Annotated in this window: 8 protein-coding genes and 3 pseudogenes; 9 read left to right on the forward strand and 2 right to left on the reverse strand. The window is 40.1% G+C overall.

Annotation, left to right across the window (positions count from 1 at the left end; translation table 11 throughout):
* Positions 1 to 3: 3 nt before the first annotated feature.
* Positions 4 to 2,967: a TonB-dependent receptor gene (locus P4S71_RS15825; RefSeq protein ID WP_096793358.1), complete on the reverse strand. Its 2,964-nt coding sequence runs from the start codon at positions 2,965 to 2,967 to the stop codon at positions 4 to 6.
* A gap of 512 nt (positions 2,968 to 3,479) precedes the next feature.
* Here P4S71_RS15825 and P4S71_RS15830 point away from each other — a divergent pair.
* Positions 3,480 to 4,339, forward strand: a pseudogene (locus P4S71_RS15830) (alpha/beta fold hydrolase).
* A gap of 68 nt (positions 4,340 to 4,407) precedes the next feature.
* Here P4S71_RS15830 and P4S71_RS15835 read toward each other — a convergent pair.
* Positions 4,408 to 4,797: a DUF2750 domain-containing protein gene (locus P4S71_RS15835; protein WP_337150980.1), complete on the reverse strand. Its 390-nt coding sequence runs from the start codon at positions 4,795 to 4,797 to the stop codon at positions 4,408 to 4,410.
* Positions 4,798 to 5,021: 224 nt separating this feature from the next.
* Between P4S71_RS15835 and P4S71_RS15840 the strand changes: the two genes are divergently transcribed.
* From P4S71_RS15840 to P4S71_RS15875, 8 genes and pseudogenes are all read left to right on the forward strand, one after another.
* Positions 5,022 to 6,065 carry an alkene reductase gene (locus P4S71_RS15840; RefSeq protein WP_337150981.1) on the forward strand — a complete coding sequence of 348 codons (1,044 nt, stop codon included), beginning with the start codon at positions 5,022 to 5,024 and terminating at the stop codon, positions 6,063 to 6,065.
* Positions 6,066 to 6,259: 194 nt separating this feature from the next.
* Positions 6,260 to 8,629: a TonB-dependent receptor domain-containing protein gene (locus P4S71_RS15845; protein ID WP_008139144.1), complete on the forward strand. Its 2,370-nt coding sequence runs from the start codon at positions 6,260 to 6,262 to the stop codon at positions 8,627 to 8,629.
* 74 nt (positions 8,630 to 8,703) lie between these two features.
* Positions 8,704 to 9,831, forward strand: coding sequence for an alkaline phosphatase family protein (locus P4S71_RS15850; protein ID WP_337150982.1), 1,128 nt, complete (start codon positions 8,704 to 8,706; stop codon positions 9,829 to 9,831).
* Positions 9,828 to 10,889 carry an alkaline phosphatase D family protein gene (locus P4S71_RS15855; protein WP_337120535.1) on the forward strand — a complete coding sequence of 354 codons (1,062 nt, stop codon included), beginning with the start codon at positions 9,828 to 9,830 and terminating at the stop codon, positions 10,887 to 10,889. Before P4S71_RS15850 ends, P4S71_RS15855 begins: the two co-directional genes overlap by 4 nt.
* 161 nt (positions 10,890 to 11,050) lie before the next feature.
* Positions 11,051 to 14,349 (forward strand): annotated as a pseudogene (gene recC / locus P4S71_RS15860) (exodeoxyribonuclease V subunit gamma).
* Positions 14,336 to 17,898: pseudogene (gene recB / locus P4S71_RS15865) on the forward strand (exodeoxyribonuclease V subunit beta). The pseudogenes recC and recB overlap by 14 nt, the downstream one beginning before the upstream one ends.
* Entirely contained in the window at positions 17,895 to 19,943 is a 2,049-nt protein-coding gene (recD, locus tag P4S71_RS15870; RefSeq protein WP_337150983.1) for an exodeoxyribonuclease V subunit alpha, read from the forward strand. The pseudogene recB and the gene recD overlap by 4 nt, the downstream one beginning before the upstream one ends.
* A gap of 384 nt (positions 19,944 to 20,327) precedes the next feature.
* Complete coding sequence (locus tag P4S71_RS15875) at positions 20,328 to 21,653, forward strand: methyl-accepting chemotaxis protein (RefSeq protein WP_337150984.1); 1,326 nt, start codon at positions 20,328 to 20,330, stop codon at positions 21,651 to 21,653.
* Positions 21,654 to 21,827: the final 174 nt, after the last annotated feature.

Below are 21,827 nucleotides of genomic sequence, written 5' to 3' on the forward strand. Positions count from 1 at the left end.
TATTTAGTAGAATTTATAATTCATACCAAGTTGAAAGGTTCGTCCATAGTTCTCACGCTGATACAGGACAGCACCACCAGATAGCTCATTACCTGCGAAATAGCGAAGATCAGATTGATCGGTTATGTTAATTGCATCAAAGTAAGCGCTTAGGTTTTTGCTAAAGTCATACTTGAGTTTAAAATCTACGGTAGTAATTGCGTCTTGATATATATCCGCCCATTTTTTACATTCGTGGGGATCAGATATATTTGCAGAAGCAGGGCAAGCACCAACTTCTTCAAGGATTTTTGAACGGTAATTACTGATTAAACGAAGTGACAAATCGTCATCTTCCCAACCGAAAGAGATGTTAGCAGTAATATCTGCTTGTCCAGGTAGTGGCATTTTATCTACACGTATAGAATCGTCTAGCGTTGCTTCACTGCTTACTACCGTCATATTACTTTGCCAAAACAAACCATTTTCAAAAAATTGATTAAAGCTCAATTCCATACCATATACATTGGCAGTGTCACCATTGAGTGTGATATCTACTTGATTTAGTTGTAAGTCTTGTAAAATTGCAAACTCAGAAACTTGATTAACGGGCAATGTTAAAGGCAATTCATCCAAGCGCATTTGAATACCTGAAACATCAACGATAAAATTATCAATATCCTTATAAAAAACAGCAAGTTCCATAAAGAGTTCTTTTGAAGGATACCAACCAATTGATGCATCGAAGTTAGTTGAGCTCATTGCAACTAAGTTTGGATTACCTACTTGTAATGCGTTATCAGGGCCTAAAACATAGTTTTGTAAATCAAGTGCGCTTTGGCCATCCTGCGAGTTAAAACAGTCATCGGTGGCTGGATCACACAAGCTAATGTCATTATCAAATTTCGCATAACCACGTGCTTGTTTAAACGAAGGTCGGGTATAACTAGTCCAAAGTGATGAACGTACTAATACCGTATCAGATGGCTCATACCGTATATGCATACTCGGAAAATATTCACTGTAAGTGATACTACTTTCGGGAAGGGGGACAGCTAGATCGAGTGTGTTTATACCATCGAACTTCCAATCATCATTCTCAAGTGACATAAAACCAGTGGATGAGAATTCAGTGTGCGCATAGCGTACCCCAGTGATTACTTTTAAGTTATCCGCTAGACGTAGCTCAGTCATTACGTAGGCGGCATAAGTATCTTCGTTTAATGTATAATCTTCTTTAGTACTATCAATTGACGTTTCGCCACCGGTGGCACTTTCGCGCGTAATTGATGTTGCATCAACCATGTATTCCATTTGCGAGCGAGATACAAACGGATAAGAGAAATCACTATTATTAGGTATTGCGTAGTCATAGTTAGTTATATTAGAGTTCGCAACAGTAATACAAGTTTCATCCCCATTGCAGTCACTATCATCAATGCTATAACTCCAGCGATCTTTGTTGTTATAGTGCTCGCGTTCATTATAGGTACCACCAAACTTGATATAATTTATATACTCCGAGTCAAACTGTTTGGTTAAATCTAATTTTAAGCTACTAATTTCGTCAGTACGAGTGCTGTCTTCCATAAACAAGTTATCGTATTCCATGTTGGAAAGATCGCTTAAATCTCCATCAGCTTCACCGTTGAATACATCGCCTTCGTTACTTAATGCAAACCCGCCTAACTCAGCGGCTTCTGCGGGAGTAAGTACACGTGCCACAATACTGTTTTTAGACGCTTTGCCGTAGACAATATTTTCTCTTTCACGAAATTGCACACGACGGTCACCTACAGACTCATCATCTGTTTTTGAATATGCATACTCATAATTTATTTTCCAGTCATCACCTACGTAATTTTCACCCCCAATACTCATATTAATAGTGGTTTTTTCGCCTTCTTGAACAAAATATTGGTTCATTACATCAATGTCAGACAGTGCAAATTCTTTAGTTTCTGAATTTACATAAATAACTTCGTCATCTTGGTCGCCATTATAAAAATTATAGAATTCACGTAGTGCTATATCTTCATCTGTATAGTTTGAGTAATTGGCACGTAAATAGTAGAAACCAGAGTCTGTTGGTTTAAATTCGATATTAACCGTTGCGGTAGTTCTTTCCCTATTTGCTATTTCACGGCGGTTTTCTAATTGTGCAGGAGCTAAAATTTCAGGTGCGCTTTCAATGTCTTCCGCAGTTAGGCCTATTCCACCTTTTAAAAAATTTAAATCACGGGTACTGTGATGCCTATTTTCATCCACTTGTGTTTTACGATCTTCGTAAGATAAGGCAAACCCAATACCAATGGTGTCATCAAGAAACAATTGAGTCCCATCAATACTAAATTTAGGAGAGTGTTTTTCGCGCAGCTCATTGTAAGCGTCTTGAATTTTTATTTTTAGGGTATTCTCACCTCGATCATACGCAGAGATCGATTTAACATTTACAGCACCACCAATTGAATTTAGGTTCATGTCAGGAGTCAGTGTTTTAAAAACTTCAATGGAACCAAGAGAATCACTCGTTATACCGTCCAAACCTACTTTTCGGTCATCTCCTGCGCCAGATAACTCAGCACCGTTCATATTTATTGCTACAAACTTAGGTCCTAAACCACGAACAGCTACGTATTTCCCTTCTCCTTCACTTCTTTCCAGTGTTACACCTGGCATTCTTCTTAATGACTCTGCGACATTTTGATCAACAAAGTTGCCCATGTCATCAGTTGCAATAACTGAACTAAATGCATTACTGTCTCGCTCAAGTGCACGTGCTTTTAAATCAGCTTGGTAAATACCGGTAACACTAATAATTTCAATATCATCTTCTGGTGTTTGAGGTTTACCTTCTTGTTTCGATAATGCACTAGAGATCGGCTTTTCTTTATTGTTAAGCTCATCAGCGGTTGAAGAGCTTTGCCCATAAGAGGGAAGGGCTAATAATAATGCAGCTGCTATTGTGCTGAGTCTCATGCTTTTCATGATTTTTCCTTTATATAAGAGCGTTGTGTGTAACAAAAATGATACTTAGATGTCTATTGCCACCGGTGGCATTTGTGTTTTATGACGTTAACACTTCATTAATAAATATGTCAATCGTTTAATATTCGGGCAGTTGATTTGTGACTACGTAGTTGAATATAGTTATAAAGTATTATTTGAAGTTTTAGTATGTGTTATTTAAGGCGCTGTAATCGTGGTTTGTTCATACTTTTAGATGTGTTCTAATTAAAAAAGAAAATAAATCAGCTTGGGTCGTTAATCTACTTATTTAAAAATTTATTATAAATACGAAAAGAGTATAAGGTTTTGTGCTAATAAACTTTTTATAGTTAAAAAAAGCGACTGACTGTTTAGTTAGCCGCTTTTTAAATTTATTTAGGAGCTGTTGATTTTTTCGGATTAAAATTTTTCCTAAATATCAATTTTATTACCTCTTCATATCACTCTTATGATAGAACTACACAAATAAATAATAAAAATTAAGCTAATACATGGTTTCCCTACAGCAGTGGCAGTCTCAGGGTTCATTTACCCAAATTAATGGTCATCAAATATTTACAAAAGTAGCCGGCGATGTAACAAAACCTGCAATACATGGCTTTCCAAGTGCTAGTTGGGACTGGGAAGGTATGTGGCAAGCGCTTAGTGAACATTATTTTGTAATTACACTCGATATGCTAGGTTTTGGTTTGTCAGATAAACCTAAAAATGCAGGCTATAAAATTACTGAACAAGCCGACTTATATACTCAATTTTTAAAAACGTTAAATATTAATGATATACATATTTTAGCTCATGACTATGGCGATACTGTGGCTCAAGAGTTATTAGCAAGGCAAGTACATAACCAAAGTGCCATAACGATCAATAGTGTTTGCTTTTTAAATGGTGGACTGTTTCCAGAAGTGCACAAACCCTTATTTATACAAAAATTATTATTATCTAAGTTTGGTTGGCTAGTGCCAAAATTAATGAATAAACAAAAATTTGCCAATAATTTAGTGACTATTTTTAGTAAAAGTACACCCCTTCAAAACAAGTGGTAGACACACTTTGGGAGTTGCTAATTCATAAAAATGGTTTAGCCGTTATGCCTAAACTCATTAGTTATATAAAGCAGAGGCAGCAAAACAGAGAGCGTTGGGTTGGTGCCATCATAAATAGCAATATACCACTTACGTTTATAGCAGGCGCAGAAGATCCCATCTCTGGTAAGCACATGATTGAACATTATAAAAAGCTGATCCCCAATGCGCGCATACAAGAGTTTGTAGAGCTTGGGCATTATCCGCAAGTAGAAAATCCAGATGCAATTACGCAGGCTTATTTGAATTTTAGATATTGCCAATAAAAACGCAGCTACTAAATTAAGTGCCGCGTTTATAAATTTTAGAACTCTGAGTATTTAGGCTTTGAACCTTAATATTTTTGCTTTGGTGCTTTTAATTGTTTTTCAAACTCATCTGAAAACAATATCGTGCCGTCGTCTTCCTCAGTAGGAAAGGCTGCAATAAGTAAATCATCCTCTTCAAGGCCTGGTGTCCAGCGACTAAACCAATCAGCAAGTGGAATTGCTTTAGCGCTACAACCAACCCATTCGCCAGTTGCCCATGCCTCTGCAAATTCGCGAGTTGGCCAAACTGGCACACAGTCGTCATCTTCGTTGGCAAGCATAACGCAGCCATCATCATCGTTTAAAATCCATACTTGTTTAAATTGTTGTACGGTTTCGAACATATAGGCTAGGCGTTTTTTTGCCCCAAGCCCTAAAATTACTGCTTGTTCTTCACTTAAATTTGGCGTTGTCATAATTAGCTCACTCTTAATTACTATATCTAAATTATATGCACACAAGTATATCGAGTTATATGACAGAGTGTTGAAAAGTTGTTATTTAATTTCAGCAATGCAGATCTAATTTGTATATTGACCAGTATAAGTCCTCACTAATTTGAGCGATCATTCAAAATAAGCTTGAATGTTTGTAAAAAGGCCACATTGTAGTAAGCATATACTTAATGAAGGATTAAAAAATGACAACCGATCTACTTGCTCCGTTTAAACTAAATAACACGATTGAGCTTAAAAACCGCGTAATTATGGCGCCATTAACGCGTTGTATGGCTGACGATAACTTAGTGCCAACACAAGATATGGTTGAATATTATGCTCGCCGTGCCGAAACCGGTTTAATTATTAGCGAAGCAACTATTATTCGTCCAGATGCGCAAGGTTACCCAAATACACCGGGTTTATTTACCAGTGAGCAAATTCAAGGTTGGAAAAAAGTAACAGACGCAGTGCACGCTAATGGCGGCAAAATGTTTGCACAGCTTTGGCATGTTGGCCGTGTTGCACATCCTCACTTTTTTGATGGCGATGTACTGGCACCATCGGCAATTGGCGTTGAAGGCTCTGTGCCTCGTATGCGTGAGCTTACATACATCACACCAAAAGCAGCGACTATAGATGACATTAAGGGCCTAGTAGCTGATTACGCAAAGGCGGCAGAAAATGCGATTGAAGCGGGTTTTGACGGGGTAGAAATTCACGGTGCTAACGGCTATTTAATTGACCAATTTTTACATTACGCTGCAAATACACGCAGCGACGAATACGGTCAAACGCCCGAAAATATGTCGCGTTTTGCACTAGAAGTAACCGATGCAGTTATCGCCGCTGTAGGTAATGAGCGTACTGCTTTACGTGTTACACCGGGTGCTTATTTTAATATGAGCGAAGATAACCGTGATAAAGCGGTATTTGATTACTTATTACCAGAGCTTGAGAAGAGAGATTTAGCATATTTACACGGCGGTATTTTTGACGACAGTACAGCGTTTGAGTCGCTTGAAGGTAAAACGACGTCTGAATTTTTACGTGCAGGCTACAAAGGTACATTAGTAGGCGTAGGCAGCTATACTTTTGAGTCAGCAAAAGAGGCTATTAACGATGCTAAGTTTGATTTAATCGCGATTGGTCGCCCACTTATCGCAAATCCAGATTACATTAGCAAAATTGCAAACGGTGAAGAATTAGTAAATTACAGCGATGAAATGCTAGCTGAATTAAAGTAACAGCTAATTATTATATTTAGTTATTAAGACACCCAAAGTTAAACCTTTGGGTGTCTTTTTTTGTACATATTCCCGCCATAAATCTTCCATATTTGTTTAACCTTTATGTAAATAAAGTTCATCCTCGTTGTCATATTTAAAATTCATACTGTGCTCGTTTTCATATTTCATAATTAAAACTAAACGGGACAACAATGTACGCCTTAAAAAACAAATCGCTATTGAGCATGGCTATTGCCATGGCTGTATCAACATCTACTTATGCTAACGACAGCACCATAGAAGAAGTAACCGTTGTAGCTAAACCAACGAGCTACGCTAACAATGTTATTGAGCCTGCAATGCTTGAGCAGCAAAGTTCGGTATCGAGCATATTATCGGTTATTGATAACTTACCAGGTATTAGCATAAACGAAGGTGATGCATTTGGTGGCGACGATTGGTCTACTACAATCACTATGCGTGGTTTTAGTATTGATGGGAACCAACAACAATTAGGAATGACCGTTGATGGCATTCCCAATGGTGGCTCTAATTACGGCGGTGGTGCTAAAGCTAACCGTTACTTGGAGAGCGAAAATTTAGCAACGGTAGAAGTAGGTCAAGGTACGTCTGATATTAAGTCGGCTTCACTTGAAGCACTAGGCGGGACATTTAACTTTGTAAGTAAAGACCCAAGCCTTGAAAAAGGCACTACCTTTGCTTATACATCAGGCAGCCACGATGCCACGCGTTATTATATTAAACACGAAACAGGCACTGTTTTTAATAACACACAAGCGTACGTAAGTTACTCGCAAACAGATACAAGCCGCTGGATTGGTTCAGGCAGTAATGGGGGCAAAGACAACCAACACGCTGAGCTTAAGTTTGTATCTAATTTTGACGATTTAACACTTACTGGTCGTTTATCTTACGATGATGTAAGCGAGACAAACTATAACAGCGTAAGCCTTGAGCAGTTTGAACAAACACCCGATTGGGATCAGCTAACATGGAATTGGACAGGAGTTCCGCATTTTGACCAAATGTTTGCAGAAGGTTGGGGAACGCTTCGTGAAAATACCTTAGGCTATTTAAAATTTGAATACGCGATTTCGCCAACTTCATTATTAACCGTTAGTCCTTATTATCATAAAAATTCAGGTCGCGGCGATTGGATCCCACCTTATTTAACAACGCCTGTTGATGAAAATGGCGACCCAACAACCGAGGGTGGCACTAATGCAGGCTCTTATGGTTTTGCTGATAGTGAAGGCAACCCGCTTGCACCCAATGCCGATTGTACGCAAAGTTTGAGCTGGCCATGGGAGTCGGGTCCTGGTTTAAATCCTGCGTGTTACGATGCAACAGCAACGCCTGTTATGTCTTACCGCCATACGCATTACAACAAAGATCGTTTAGGTGTAACGGCAAATTACCAAGCTACATTTGGTGATCACGATATCGAAGCGGGCTTTTGGTATGAGCAAAGCGAACGTGATGAATCGCGTGATTGGCACAAAGTAATTGATGCGCGTATTTATCATCACTTTGATAGCACGCCTTACTGGACACAATACAAAAACACTTTTGATACCGATACATTCAAATGGTACCTACAAGACTCGATTAATTTTGGTGACTTAACATTAAATATTGGTGCAAAACAATATTTAGTTGAATTACAAAAATACGACCACTTTGCTAACGAAAGATCAGATAAAGTAGATAGCGATTCAGACGTGTTATTTAGTGGTGGTGTATTGTATCAGCTAAATAACAGCACAGAATTATTTGCCAGTTACAGCGAGAATTTTTCAGCAATTAAAGACGGTGTACTTGAGCGAGATAGCTCAACACTTACAAACATAGAGCCAGAAACTGCCGACAACATCGACTTTGGTGTACGTTACCAAGCCGACAGATTAACCCTTACAGCAACGGCTTACAGTGTTAAGTTTGATAACCGCATTACCTTTATTGCCCCTGGTAGTGGCACAGATGGGATTGATTACACCATTGGTACAAATGGCTCGTACGTAAATGTAGGGGGTATTGACTCAAATGGGCTTGAGCTTGCAGCAAGCTATATGTTAACACCAAGCTGGAGCGTGTACTCGTCGTATACTAATAGCAGTTCTGAGTATTCGTCGGATGATCCAAATGCATACGATTCACAGGGTGTAATATTAAGAGATGAAAGTGGTAATGAGGTAGCACCGAGCTTTAGAAAAGGCGACAGCATAATAGATTCATCAGAAGATTTATTTGTGGTATCTACCGATTACTTTAGCGATGGCTTTCGTGTTGGTTTATCGGCTAAATACACCGGTGAGCGCTTAGGTGCATGGCAAGACGAAGACACTCGCACGCGTAATAAAGTAGACGGCTACACCGTACTTGATTTTAATGCAGGTTATTCAACTGACGTAGATGCAGGTCCGTTTAAAGCCATTGACGTATCGTTTGTTGTTTATAACGTTACTGACAAAAGCTACTTAGCAGGTGGTACTGGTAACGGCGCTACTTATTACATTGGCGCGCCACGCACCGCAGCAGTTACATTTACCGCTGACTTTTAATTAAGTTTTAGTAATTGAATTAAAATAAAGCCCATCATTGATGGGCTTTATTATATCAAAGGGCGCAAAACGCGATGAAAACGATTTTAAAAGTAACACTATTTAGCTTAAGTGTATTAGCGAGTAACTTTGCAACAGCAGCGCAAAATGTAGTGCTGGTAACGCTTGATGGAGTTCGCTGGCAAGAAGTATTTAATGGGGCTGATAATAGCTTAATTAATAATACTGATTTTGTTAAAAAGCCAGAGCAATTAAAGACCCAGTTTTGGGCAAAAACAGCAAATGAGCGCCAGCAATTACTAATGCCTTTTTTAACGCAAGTAGTGGCTAAAAAAGGGATTATAATTGGCGATAGAGCTAACGGCTCTACTATGTCGGTAAGTAACCCGTGGTATTTTTCATACCCTGGTTATAACGAAATACTCACCGGTGAAGTTGACGAAAATATAAATAGTAATAACAAAGTGCTCAACCCAAATAAAACTATTTTAGAGCGTTTAGATAAGTTACCTGAGTTTAAAGGTAGCACAGCCTTATTTGGTAGTTGGGATGTATTCCCATACATTGTAAATACTAAGCGCAGTAACGTGTATGTAAATGCAGGTTTTATGTCAATTGAAGAGAATTTATTCACTGATGCGCCACTGTTAAATGCGCTACAAAACGAAATCCCCAGTCCTTGGTATAACGTACGACTAGACAGTTTTACATATCGCTTTGCTAAAGCGTATATGTTGGCTAAAAAGCCTAAGTTGTTAGTGATAAGCTTAGGCGAAACCGATGACTTTGCGCATGATGGTCATTACGATCAATACCTTAAATCGGCAAGGCAAAGTGACGCGTTTATAAAAGACTTATGGGCAACCATTCAAACTACAGCAGGTTATAAAAATAACACCACACTAATCATTACTACTGATCACGGCCGTGGCAATAATGCCAACGATTGGCAACATCACAGCTCTAAACGTGCGCTTGCTGAGCTAGAGTTAGGTGAAAATAACTACCCAGAAGGAATTGTCGGCTCTGAACATATTTGGCTTGCAGCCATTGGCCCCGCAATAAAAGGTAGTGGCTTAATTAAAACTAAAAATGAGCTTAAACAAGCGCAAATAGCGGCGACCGTTTTAAAGGCGCTTGGGCAGAACCCAAATGAAATAAATTCAAATATGGCGCCTGCTATTAGCGAGATTTTAAAATGAAGAATCTATTAAAACCATTAACCCTATCTGCCTTGGTGTTGAGTTTGGTTATTAGCGCGAGTGTTAATGCCGCGCCATCTAAAATCCTATTTGGTTCGTGTGGGCATCAAGATAAAAACATACCCATATTTAATGCAATTAACAAAGAGCAGGGGGATTTGTTTATATTTTTGGGTGACAATATTTACGGCGATACCAACGATATGGATGTACTTGCCGATAAGTACCAACGTTTAGAGGCAAAGCCTGGTTTTAAAACGTTAAAAGCGCAAACGCCTATCATTGCCATGTGGGATGACCACGATTATGGCCAAAACGATGCAGGTAAAGAGTATCCGCATAAAGAGCAATCACGCCAAATTATGCTTAATTTTTGGGATGAACCTGTAAACTCAGCGCGTCGCACTCGTCCTGATGGAATTTATACCTCGTACATGTATGGTGAAAATGAGCAAACCATACAAGTAATAATGCCTGATTTACGTTGGAACCGTGATGCGCTAAACCATGTAGGTGAGCTTGAATACTACACTAAGCGCAAACTTAATAACCAAGGACCGTATAGTCCCAGTGAAGTGAAGGGTGCATCCATGTTAGGTGAAGCCCAGTGGCAATGGCTTGAACAAGAGCTTAAAAAGCCTGCTGCAATAAAATTGATTGCCTCAAGCTTACAGCTTTTACCCGATTTTACAGGTTGGGAGTCATGGGCAAACTTTCCTGAAGATAGAAACCGTTTATTTGCATTGATTAAAAAGCATAAGGTAAATGGGGTAGTGATCATCAGCGGCGATACACACTGGGGTGAAATATCAAAGTATCAGCAAAATCTTGATTACCCATTAATTGAGATGACCAGCTCTGGCTTAACTGAAAAATGGAAAGACGTAAGCCCTAACAAACACCGAGTAGGGGATTTTACTCATAACGTAAATTATGGTGATTTAAGCATCAACTGGCAGCAAACAGATCCCACTATTTCACTTAAATTAAAAGGCGTTGATGGCGAAGTAATAATGCAAAGTGACTTTAGTTTATCAAGTATTAGCCCTTATAAATAAACTCACTACTACGCACAGTATATAAAATAGATGCTGTGCGTATAAAAATCTGTAAATTAGTTCTTAACTCTCTGATTTATTAAAGCCAATTACCCGTTTGCGCTACCCCTAATATTGAAAATATCTTACACTGGTTTTATCTCAAGCAAGGTCAGTGTTATATGCTAAATATTATTCAATCAAACCGGATGGAAGCCCTGCAAGCGCAGTTCCACCAGCTGTTAAAAGTAAACCCATTGCAAAGCCCGTTCGACAAAGAAGTGGTGCTAGTCCAATCGCCGGGTATGTCGCAGTGGTTAAAAATAGGTTTGAGCGAAAACTTAGGGGTTGCAGCGCAGGTTGATTTTCCGCTGCCGTCGAGCTTTATTTGGCAGTTGTATCAGCAATTGCTGCCAAATGTCCCTAAAGAGTCGGCATTTAATAAGCCCAACCTTGCTTGGAAACTGTTTGCAATTTTACCAAACTGTATTGACGAGCCATTATATTTGCCGCTAAAAACCTATTTAGAAGGCGATATAGACGGGCAAAAAACCTTCGCGCTGTGCGAAAAAATAGCCGATGTGTACGACCAATATTTAATGTACCGACCGCACTGGATAGCCACATGGGATAGCGGCAAAGATGAGCTTGATGACGTAGATGTAGCCATTGCCCCATGGCAACCTGATTTATGGCGACGCATTGTAAAGCTAAGCCAAGAACTTGGGCAAAGCCAATTTCATCGCGCTAACATGCAAGGGCAGTTACTTGCAGCACTTGAGACTATGGATAATAGTTTACTGCCACAACGCATTAGCTTATTTGGTATATCGGCGATTGCCAGCTCCCAGCTAGACGTATTTGAAGCGCTGAGTAAAAAAACTGAGGTTATATTATTCTTTTTTAACCCAAGTGAGCACTACTGGGGCGATATTATAGATGAAAAAACAGCAGCTAAAATAAGCGCTAAATACGCCAAAATGCCGCTGGTGGAAGCGCAACAAAAAAACAAACCAATCCAGATGAAGAATACTACTTTATAGGTAATCCGTTGTTATCGTCGTGGGGTAAATTAGGTCGCGACTATTTTGAACAACTTGTACAGTTAGATGCCCGTTGGATTGATGGTTTTATTGATGTGTTTGACGACACCTTACTAGGGCAAGTACAAAGCGAGATTTATCAGCTTGCATTTAAAGGCGAATCACTGACTGATAACAAAGAGTGGTTTATTAACGACGAAGGTAAATTACCAATCAGCGCAACCGACACCAGTATTACGCTCAGCGATTGCCATACACCGCTTAGAGAAGTTGAGCGCTTGCACGACTACTTACTTAACTTATTTAATCAAAACCCAACGCTTACTCCCAAAGACATAATTGTCATGATGCCCGATGTAGGCACTTACAGCCCCTACATTGAAGCCGTATTTGGCGGGGCACAAGGCAGCCGCTTTATTCCTTATGCATTGGCCGATTTAGCCATAGAGCAAGAAAAGCCCGTCCTTAGCTCATTTGCGAGTTTAGCTAACTTACCGTTTTCGCGCTTTGGTGTGTCGGATATTCTCGATTTATTACAAGTTACGCAAATAGCCGAAAAATTTGGGCTTGAAGCACACGAATACGAGCAAATTCAATACTGGCTTGAACGTGTTGGGGTTAAATGGGGTATAAACGCAGCGCATAAAAGCAGCTTTGATTTACCCGCTATCGATTTAAATACCTGGCAACATGGGCTCAACCGTTTATTGCTTGGCATTGCCATGCGCGACGAACAATGCCCGTTTAACGGCATTTACAGCGCTGACGAAGTAGAAGGTATGGCGCTTGATACACTCAATAAGCTCGTGCACTTTATTGATGTACTGCAAAGCTTTAAAGAGCAGCTAACGCCTGATGACACGCTCACTAATAAAGCGCATATTTTAAGCGAGCTATTAAACGCCATATACGAAAGTGAAAGCGACGACAGCTGGGATTTATTAGTACTTCAAAACGTGCTCGAAGAGTTACAAAAACACCACGACAACGGCGATTACAGCAAGGCGGTTTCGCAGCGTATTGTTAGTTACTTAGTTAAACAAGGCATTCAAGAAAAAGGAGTAGGGCAGCGGTTTTTGGTCGGGCAAGTAAACTTTTGTACGCTTATGCCAATGCGCGCAGTGCCATTTAAAGTGGTGTGTATGCTGGGCTTAAACGATGCTGACTACCCGCGTAACGTACAACCCATTGGTTTTGACTTAGTGCCTTATTCTAAAAAACAAAAAGGTGACCGATCACGTAAATTAGATGACCGCTACTTATTTTTAGAAGCGCTACTGAGTGCCCGCGACAACTTATACATGAGTTACATTGGTCGCTCGTGTTTTGATAACCAACCGCGCATGCCATCAACCCTTGTAAGCGAGCTGTTAGAATACATAGGGCGCAGCTTTGTATTAAACGAAAAGAGTGAAAAAACGCTGCCCGCATGTCTAATCAATCAGCAGCATTTACAGCCCTTTAATAGCCATTATTATTTAGCCGATGAGCAAGCCAATACGGTGCTGAGCAACCACAGTTACAATCCAATTTGGCTGCCAAGTGAATCAATTAAACCAGAGCCAGTTATTGCGCTTGATGTGACTGTGCCAGATCAGCTAGATCTCGATGTGTTTATTAGAAGTGTGTGCAGCGCACAAGAGAGCTTTTATCAACAAACATTAGGTTTACGCCTGCCACAATTTAACGAAGTAGCAAAAGATGAAGAACCCTTTAGCCTAGATGCGCTGCGCCGTTATTTTTATCTTGATGAAATACTTGAAGCCAATATTAATGAGCAGCCGCTGAGTACCGAACAAATACTGCAGCGAGGTGAGTTACCTCAAGCCAATGTAGGCAACCTCATATTAGAGAGTATGGAGCACCGAGTTGATGCGCTTGCAGGGCAAGTAAAAGAGCACATAAAAAGCGGGAAAAATGAGCCAATAGAAGTTTTGCTTACCATTGAAGGCACCAAAATAGAGGGCTGGCTCAATCATGTTTATTTGCAAAAACAAGTGTTTTACCGCAGTGCGAGTATTAAAGCGAAAGATTTAATTAAAGGCTTTATTTATCACCTCGCAGCGCAAAGTATGGATCAACAAGTAGAAACATTGTTACTTGGGCTTGATAAGCAAATTACCTTTGCGCCAATTAATAAAGCTGATGCCGATGCATTGTTACTTGATTGGTTTGAGTTATACAAAGCGCTGCGCGCAGAGCCTGTGCCGTTCTTTCCGGTAAGTGGTTATGAATACGTTAAAAGCGGCGGCGATATAACAAAAGCAATGAGCAAATTTAGCCCGCAATACATAGGGCGAGGTGAGGGCGAAAATCCGTATATTCGCTTAACGGTGCAATCGCTAAACGACTGCCAAGAAGAATTTATAAAATGGAGTGATAAATTGCTCACGCCGTTATTTGAACACGCAAAGGAGAGTGACCATGCAAGCACTTAATCCTCTTACTATGCCGCTCATTGGTCAAAGCTTAATAGAAGCCAGTGCGGGTACTGGTAAAACTTATACAATTACGGGGCTGTATTTACGTTACTTACTAGGTATGCAAATAGAGGGTGAGTTAAATACGCCGCTCAGTGTTGAGCAAATTTTGGTAGTAACCTTTACCGACGCTGCCACCCAAGAAATTAAAGACCGCGTACGTAGCCGAATTATTGCTGCGCGCGACGCATTGCTTGGGCAAGACCCAAACGACGAACTCATTGAAGGCGTAATTGCCAAAATTGATGATAAGCACCGCGCGTTTGATTTACTCGATGCAGCTGCTAAATCAATGGACGAAGCCGCTATTTTTACTATTCATGGCTTTTGTCAGCGGATGCTAAAACAACATGCGTTTGAGTCGGGTGTGGCGTTTAATCTCGAATTTATTTTAGATGAGCGCGACATACTGCTCGAAACCATTAAAGATTTTTGGCGCGCGTTTGTATACCCACTTAATAAAGAACGCACCGATGCTATTTTAGATGTATTTGCCGCACCAGAGGCTTTATTCGCTCAAGTGGCGAGCATTTTAAACAAGGCTAATGCGCACATTACACCACAAATAAATTTAGATGATGTATGGAAAGCCCGTGACGAGTACATAACCCGTGTGCCTGCATTTAAAAAAGGGGTGTTAGAGCAAGAGTTTATAGGTGCTATTAAAGGCTCGGGTTTAAGCGGGTCTAAAACGCCAGCACGAAAGGGCAGCCTTGGTGCGCTTGAGGCATTTTGTTTAGGCGGCGATTTGTTTTTTGAATTTGGCACTAGCAAGTATTCGTTTGAAGTATGGAGTACAGAAAACTTAAGCGATGTAGCTAATTATAAAAAAATCAGCCATTATTTGTGCATCCATTACTGAGTCAGTTTGACGAGCTTGCCGCCCTAAATTACACCATAAACCAAGGGCTCAAAATAGCAGTTATACAACATGCAGCACGCTGGGTAAAAGGTGCAATAGTTAAGCGTAAGCAAGAGCAAAGCGTGATCACCCCAGATGACTTACTTACCAATTTACACAGTGCGGTTAATAACGAGCAAGGCGACGTACTAGCGCAAAAAATTGCGCAGTTGTTTCCGGTTGCCATGATTGATGAATTCCAAGATACCGATCCGATTCAGTACGGTATTTTTAGTAAAATTTATGGGCAACAAAATACCACGCTTGCCATGATAGGCGACCCCAAGCAGGCTATTTATGGCTTTAGGGGCGCGGATATTTTTACGTATATTGGCGCAAAAGAAGCTGTACAGACTGATCAGCAATTTACGCTGGGTACTAACTTTCGCTCAAGCACCGACATAGTCAATAGCGTTAATAGTTTATTTGGCAAACATGCTAACAGCTTTATTTATAACGACGCTATACCCTTTAACGCAGTAGCTGCTAAAGGTAAAAAAGCGGAAGACTCTTTTTTAATTGATGGCAAACCCGCGACCGCATTCGAATTTAATGTATTTGTGGATGAAGCCGCCGATGAAAAAAACAAACCAACCAACAAAGGTGTAGGGCAAGCACATTTAGCCACTCACTTTGCTAATAAAATAGTGACCCTGCTTGAAAAAGCAAAACAAGGGGATGCGTGTATTGGCAGTACCCCTGTCAGCGCTGCCGATATTTGTATATTAGTGCGCGACCGTGTTGAAGCGCAAATAATGAAAAAAGCGCTAGGTGATGCCAAAATAGCCAGCGTGTATTTATCGCGAGAAAGCGTTTTTAGCCAAGAGCTTAGCCATCACCTACTTAACTTTTTAACAGCGCTGCATGGACAATATGATGAGTCATTGCTGCGCGGTGTTTTAGCTGGTCCGCTATTTTGTTTAAGTTATAACGAAATACATGCACTCGCTGATGATGAAAATAAATGGCAAGACTACTTAAACTTTTTTGCACAACTTAGCCACATTTGGAACAAGCAAGGCGCTATGGCAATGCTTGAGCGCTTAATGAGCTATAACCAGCTAAGCGCTAAATGGCAAGGGTTAGGATATAACGTTGAGCGTTGGCTGACAGACTTTAGGCACTTGGGCGAAATACTTCAGCAAAAACAAATAGAGCTTGAAGGTACGCTACGTTTACTGCGATGGTTTGCACAAAAGGTAAGCCAACAAGACGGTGAAACAGTACAAGTGCGCCTAGAAAGTGACGCCAACTTGGTTAAAATTGTTACTATGCATGCCTCCAAGGGGCTTGAATACCCTTTGGTATTTATGCCGTTTGCCAGTGGCTATCGCGAAACAAAAGAAGCGCTTTATCATAATAATGGCAAGCTAGTTTACGATTTAAGTAAAGACGAAGATGCCCTTCAAAAAGCAGAACAAGAACGCCTAGCTGAAGATTTACGCCTATTGTACGTAGCACTTACGCGGGCGGTGCATTTTTGTGCGCTGGGGGTTTATAACATTGGGCAAGGGCAAAGTAGCCGCTTGGCTATGCAAAGTAGTGCTCTGGGTCATGTGTTATTTTCAGGGCTAGAGCTTACCAGTAGCCAAACATGGCGCACGCATTTAAGTGAATTTTGCGACGCTAATAGCGCAATGAGCTATCAGCAATTTACCTCACAAACGTTATTAGCGCAGGGCACGCTTTGCTTTAATAATAATGAAAGTGCGCAGCAAACGTTAAGTGTTAATAAAGTAACGGCAAATATTGAGCGTAACTGGCGAGCAACCAGCTTTAGTGCGTTGAGCTTTAAAAAGCACAGCGACCAATTAGCCCCAGGGCGAAGTGATGAAGATCACGAAAAAGACGAGTTTGCAGTGCAAGAGGACGAACTACCATCACCTTATAGTTTTCCTAAAGGGGCAAAGCCTGGTAGTTGTTTACACGAAATATTTGAACAAATAGATTTTACTAGCCCAATAGTTCACCCAACTAATACTGAGCAAAACTTATCTGAGGTAGTTAAGCGCAGCCTTGAAAAGTACCACATAGGTGAGCAATGGCGAGAAGTGGCTGAAAAATGGGTGCTTGATGTTCTTGCGTGTCCCCTAGATAACAGCCTTCTTTCATTGGGTGTGCTTACACCCAATGATTGCCTAGTCGAAATGGAGTTTAATTTACCCCTTGAGAGCTTAAGTGCACCTAAGCTAAACGAAATGCTAATTAAACATTTTGGTTTTGCACAAAGTAAGCTTGAGTTTTCGCAGGTAAAAGGCTTATTAAAAGGCTTTGTCGATTTAATATTTTGCTACCAAGGAAAATATTATATTTTAGATTATAAGTCTAATTACTTAGGCAGTACGCCAGCTGATTACGAGAGCGACATGCTTGAGCAAGCGATGAGCAGTCATCAGTATCATTTACAGTATTTAATTTACACCGTAGCGCTGCATCGGTTATTAAAACAACGCATAGCTGATTACTCAATAGAAACCCATTTAGGTGGTGTGTATTACACCTTTTTACGTGGGATGCCTGCAGGGCAAGGCGTGTACTTTAAAAAGCTTACTGTAGAGCAAGTAACTATTTTAGATGGCTTATTTAGCCAAGGAGCCATGCTATGAGCGATTTAAATGAGCAACCTGGCTTGTTTGACGATATAGACGAGACACTTAATGATAAAGCAGCAGAGCCTCTTGCTTCAAAAAATACAGCGCCAGATACTTCATTAGAGGACGTTGTGTTAAACAATGCTATTACCGAAGTGCCGTTACTTGAGTATTTATTAGCGCAAAAACGACTACGTGTAGTTGATGTAAAGCTCGCAGAATTACTGTGTGCTAATAATATTGAGCAAACTCATAATGAACTGTTTTATATTATTTTATTACTGTGCTTATCGCAGCAAAGCCAGCATAGCTGCCTAACTTTAAATGAGGTTGATTGGAATAATCCTTTTAACTTGCGCAATAGTGACTTTAATAAACTCGATGGCAATGTACCCAGTACGCTAAGCCCGTTTGGTGATGACTTTAACGTACACACAGCGCTTAGTTATTTACAAAGCCATGAAAGCGTAGGCGAAAATAAACCACTGCAACTGTTTAACGAGCGACTTTATTTTGCGCGCCTTGCCGGTTATGAGCAAACACTCGCGGATAGATTACTAAGTATGAGCGAGCGAAAGCTCAATATTAACAATGAAGTATTGGCTGAACTTTTAAATACCTATTTTCCTGCAGATTCTGCAATTGAAACTGATTGGCAAAAAGTGGCATGTGCGATTGCCGCCACCAAAGGCTTTAGCGTGATCACGGGTGGTCCTGGGACAGGTAAAACCACCACAGTGACTAAGTTACTGGCTATTTTACAGTCACTTTATAAAACCGCGCCGCTTAGCATTAAGCTGGTGGCACCGACTGGTAAAGCCGCTGCACGTTTAAGTGAGTCTATTTTGGGCGCTAAAAATATGCTCACAACGATTCCTGATGATATAAAAACGCTGATACCGCAAAGCGCCCAAACTATTCATCGCTTATTAGGCGTAAAACCGTTTACTAATAAATTCAGACATAACAAAAGCAATCCGTTGCATTTAGATGTACTAATTATTGATGAAGCCAGTATGGTCGATTTATCGCTGATGGCTAAATTAATAGAAGCACTTCCTGCGCACGCGCGATTAATACTCCTAGGTGATAAAGATCAGCTTGCCTCGGTAGATACCGGCAGCGTAATGAGCGATTTATGCCAAGGTTTAATACTTGGACAAACGCCACGCTACTCGCAAGCACGTTGTGATGAGCTAAATAGCTTATGTTTTAATAATGAGCCTAAGCTCGTAGCGCAAAGCGTGAGTGAATTTAAACTCGCAGATTGCGTTGCCTTTTTACAGCACAGTTATCGATTTGATGCACAAAGCGGCATTGGTCAACTCGCACTTGCGGTAAACACCAATAACACCGGTATTTTAAATTACGTTGAGCAAGAAAGTACTGAAGGGCGTTTTAACGATGTAATTTTAGATTACGACTTTGTAGCAAAACCGATTGAAAAGCTAGTTAAAAGTGCAGCAAGTCATTATGCAAAATACCTTAACTTAATTGCCCAAGGTGCAGATGTTGCACAGATACATGCTGCTTTTGCTAGTTATCAGCTTTTAGCTGCGGTACGAGAGGGCGATTACGGCGTGCATAGCTTAAATCAGCGAATAGAGCGCGTGTTGCAACAGCAAGGTTTAATTACCGTAAGTCCTAATACTCACCACTACACGGGTATGCCTATTATGGTGAGCCAAAACGATTATCAACTTAAGTTATTTAACGGTGATATTGGTATTTTAATGCCTGATGAAAGTAATCAACTCAAAGCCATATTTATTGATGAGCAAGGTAATCAACGAGCATTTTCACCTGCACGACTCCCTGCGCACGATAAAGTCTATGTAATGACTATTCATAAATCACAAGGTTCAGAGTTTAGCTACACAGCCATGGTACTGCCACCGCTAAAACAAGCGCGCATGGGTATTAACAGGCAATTAGTGTATACGGGAATAACCCGCGCTAAAAACACCTTTGAGCTGGTGGCTGACAAAAAAGTACTGCAACTTGCAATGAATAAAAGCGTATCAAGAGCATCTGGTTTGTATGAAAGGTTACAATTTTAAGCTTAGTTTGAATTTTTGATTAATAATTTAGCTTCAAACTACTTGTTATTTATCGCGTTATTATAAATGTCTTCTATACTAAAATTAACTTTATATTGAATGTATTCGGGCGTGTTGATCTTTGGTGAGTGAATTTGCAGCAGTGTGTTTGGTTTTTAGGCAAGGCAGAGCCTATGTAGTGTGGTATTCCCCATAAATAGGCGATAACGTAGTATAAATACCAAACATACGCTGCCCTTTGGGTTCTTTCTAGGGACGATTAACTCTTTGTTGCTCGGTTTTTACTTAGCCCACTAGGTTACAAACCTCGCGCCGTGATTTAATCGCCCCTAGATTGAACAAATTTCAATCCACAAAGGTCAACACGCCCTAGTAAGGATATTAATGTTTTTTTCTAAAAATAAGCAAAATGAAATAGCCTCTTTAAAAGCAGAACTCTATCCGTTACAACAAGTGTGGGAAGGGCTTTACCGAGAGATGTTAGTACTAAACATTCTTTATGATGGTAGAATTTCGCACGCTAATGATAGGTTTTTAGAAAACTTAGGCTACAACGAAGACGATCTTACTAATAACTCTTTTGATGATTTTATTACTGAGTCGTCTCGTCAATCTTCAGAATTTAAAAGCCTACAGCAAGCTATAAAAAAAGAAGGGCATTGGGGTGGCGCATTACAAATAATACGCCGTGATGGTAAATCAGAATGGCTTCGCTTAATAGTTCATCCGGTGAAAGGCGAGCAAGATCAACTTCTTTATTTTTCTATATTTGGTAGTGTGCTTACAAAAACAATTACAGCTTCTCGCGAGCAAAGCGACACTATTAAAGCAATATATCGCTCTATGGCTGTAATCGAATTTGATTTAGAAGGACATGTTTTAAAAGCTAATGATCAATTTTTGGTAGCTATGGGCTATAAAGAAAGTGAAATTATAGGCAAGCACCACCGTACATTTTGTGAGGGATCAGAAGCAAACTCTCAAGAGTACTTGCAATTTTGGACTAAGTTGCGGGAAGGAAAATTTATTGCGGAACGTTTTAAGCGCGTAGATAAACATGGCAATATTGTATGGTTAGAAGCGTCATACAATCCAATCTCAAATGATGCAAATGAACTTTATAAAGTAATGAAATTCGCGACAGTTATTACAGAGCAAGTAAATCAAGAAATAGCAATATCACAAGCGGCCGAAATTGCTCATGGCACCTCAACCCAAACCGATAAAAAAGCAGAGCAAGGTGCGCTTGTTATACAAGATACAGTCGCTGTTATGACTGAGTTGGCCGTTAACATGGAGCAAGCTGCTAGTGAAATATCAGCGCTCGATCAGCAGTCACAACAAATTGCGAGCATTGTACAAAGTATCAGCAGTATTGCCGAACAAACAAATTTATTAGCGTTGAATGCCGCAATTGAAGCAGCTAGGGCTGGAGAGCAAGGTCGAGGTTTTGCTGTTGTTGCAGACGAAGTAAGGTTGCTTGCATCGCGTACCTCAAAAGCAACAGAAGAAATTGTTGAAGTTGTGCAGCGTAATCAATCACAGACACAAAATACGGTGGCTGTAATCGAGAAAGGTAAAGAGAAAGCAGAGCAAGGTTTAGCATTATCTAAAGAGTCAGGTGATGTGATGCAGGAAATTCAACAAGGTGCGCAAGAAGTTGTGAATTCTATAGGGCAATTTACTAATGAACTTAAAGCTAATGGTTAGCCTAATTGTCTCCTCATTTTAAAGCTGGTCTTCCTAAAGCACTTAAACATTAAAGGTTTAAATGCTTTAGAAAAACTTAGCCACATTTGCATTCATAAACACGAAGCTAACCGAATTAGTTTAATTTTAATACTCCTCAGTGTAATCTTTTAAATCAGTCCAATAATTTCAAAT

The sequence above is a fragment of the Pseudoalteromonas sp. B62 genome, assembly GCF_037162565.1.
Classification (GTDB): domain Bacteria; phylum Pseudomonadota; class Gammaproteobacteria; order Enterobacterales; family Alteromonadaceae; genus Pseudoalteromonas; species Pseudoalteromonas fuliginea.

Coding starts and splice junctions, on each gene's coding strand:
- P4S71_RS15825 (WP_096793358.1), bottom strand. CDS start 2,967: ATGAAAAGCATGAGACTCAGCACAATAGCAGCTGCATTATTATTAGCC.
- P4S71_RS15835 (WP_337150980.1), bottom strand. CDS start 4,797: ATGACAACGCCAAATTTAAGTGAAGAACAAGCAGTAATTTTAGGGCTT.
- P4S71_RS15840 (WP_337150981.1), top strand. CDS start 5,022: ATGACAACCGATCTACTTGCTCCGTTTAAACTAAATAACACGATTGAG.
- P4S71_RS15845 (WP_008139144.1), top strand. CDS start 6,260: ATGTACGCCTTAAAAAACAAATCGCTATTGAGCATGGCTATTGCCATG.
- P4S71_RS15850 (WP_337150982.1), top strand. CDS start 8,704: ATGAAAACGATTTTAAAAGTAACACTATTTAGCTTAAGTGTATTAGCG.
- P4S71_RS15855 (WP_337120535.1), top strand. CDS start 9,828: ATGAAGAATCTATTAAAACCATTAACCCTATCTGCCTTGGTGTTGAGT.
- recD (WP_337150983.1), top strand. CDS start 17,895: ATGAGCGATTTAAATGAGCAACCTGGCTTGTTTGACGATATAGACGAG.
- P4S71_RS15875 (WP_337150984.1), top strand. CDS start 20,328: ATGTTTTTTTCTAAAAATAAGCAAAATGAAATAGCCTCTTTAAAAGCA.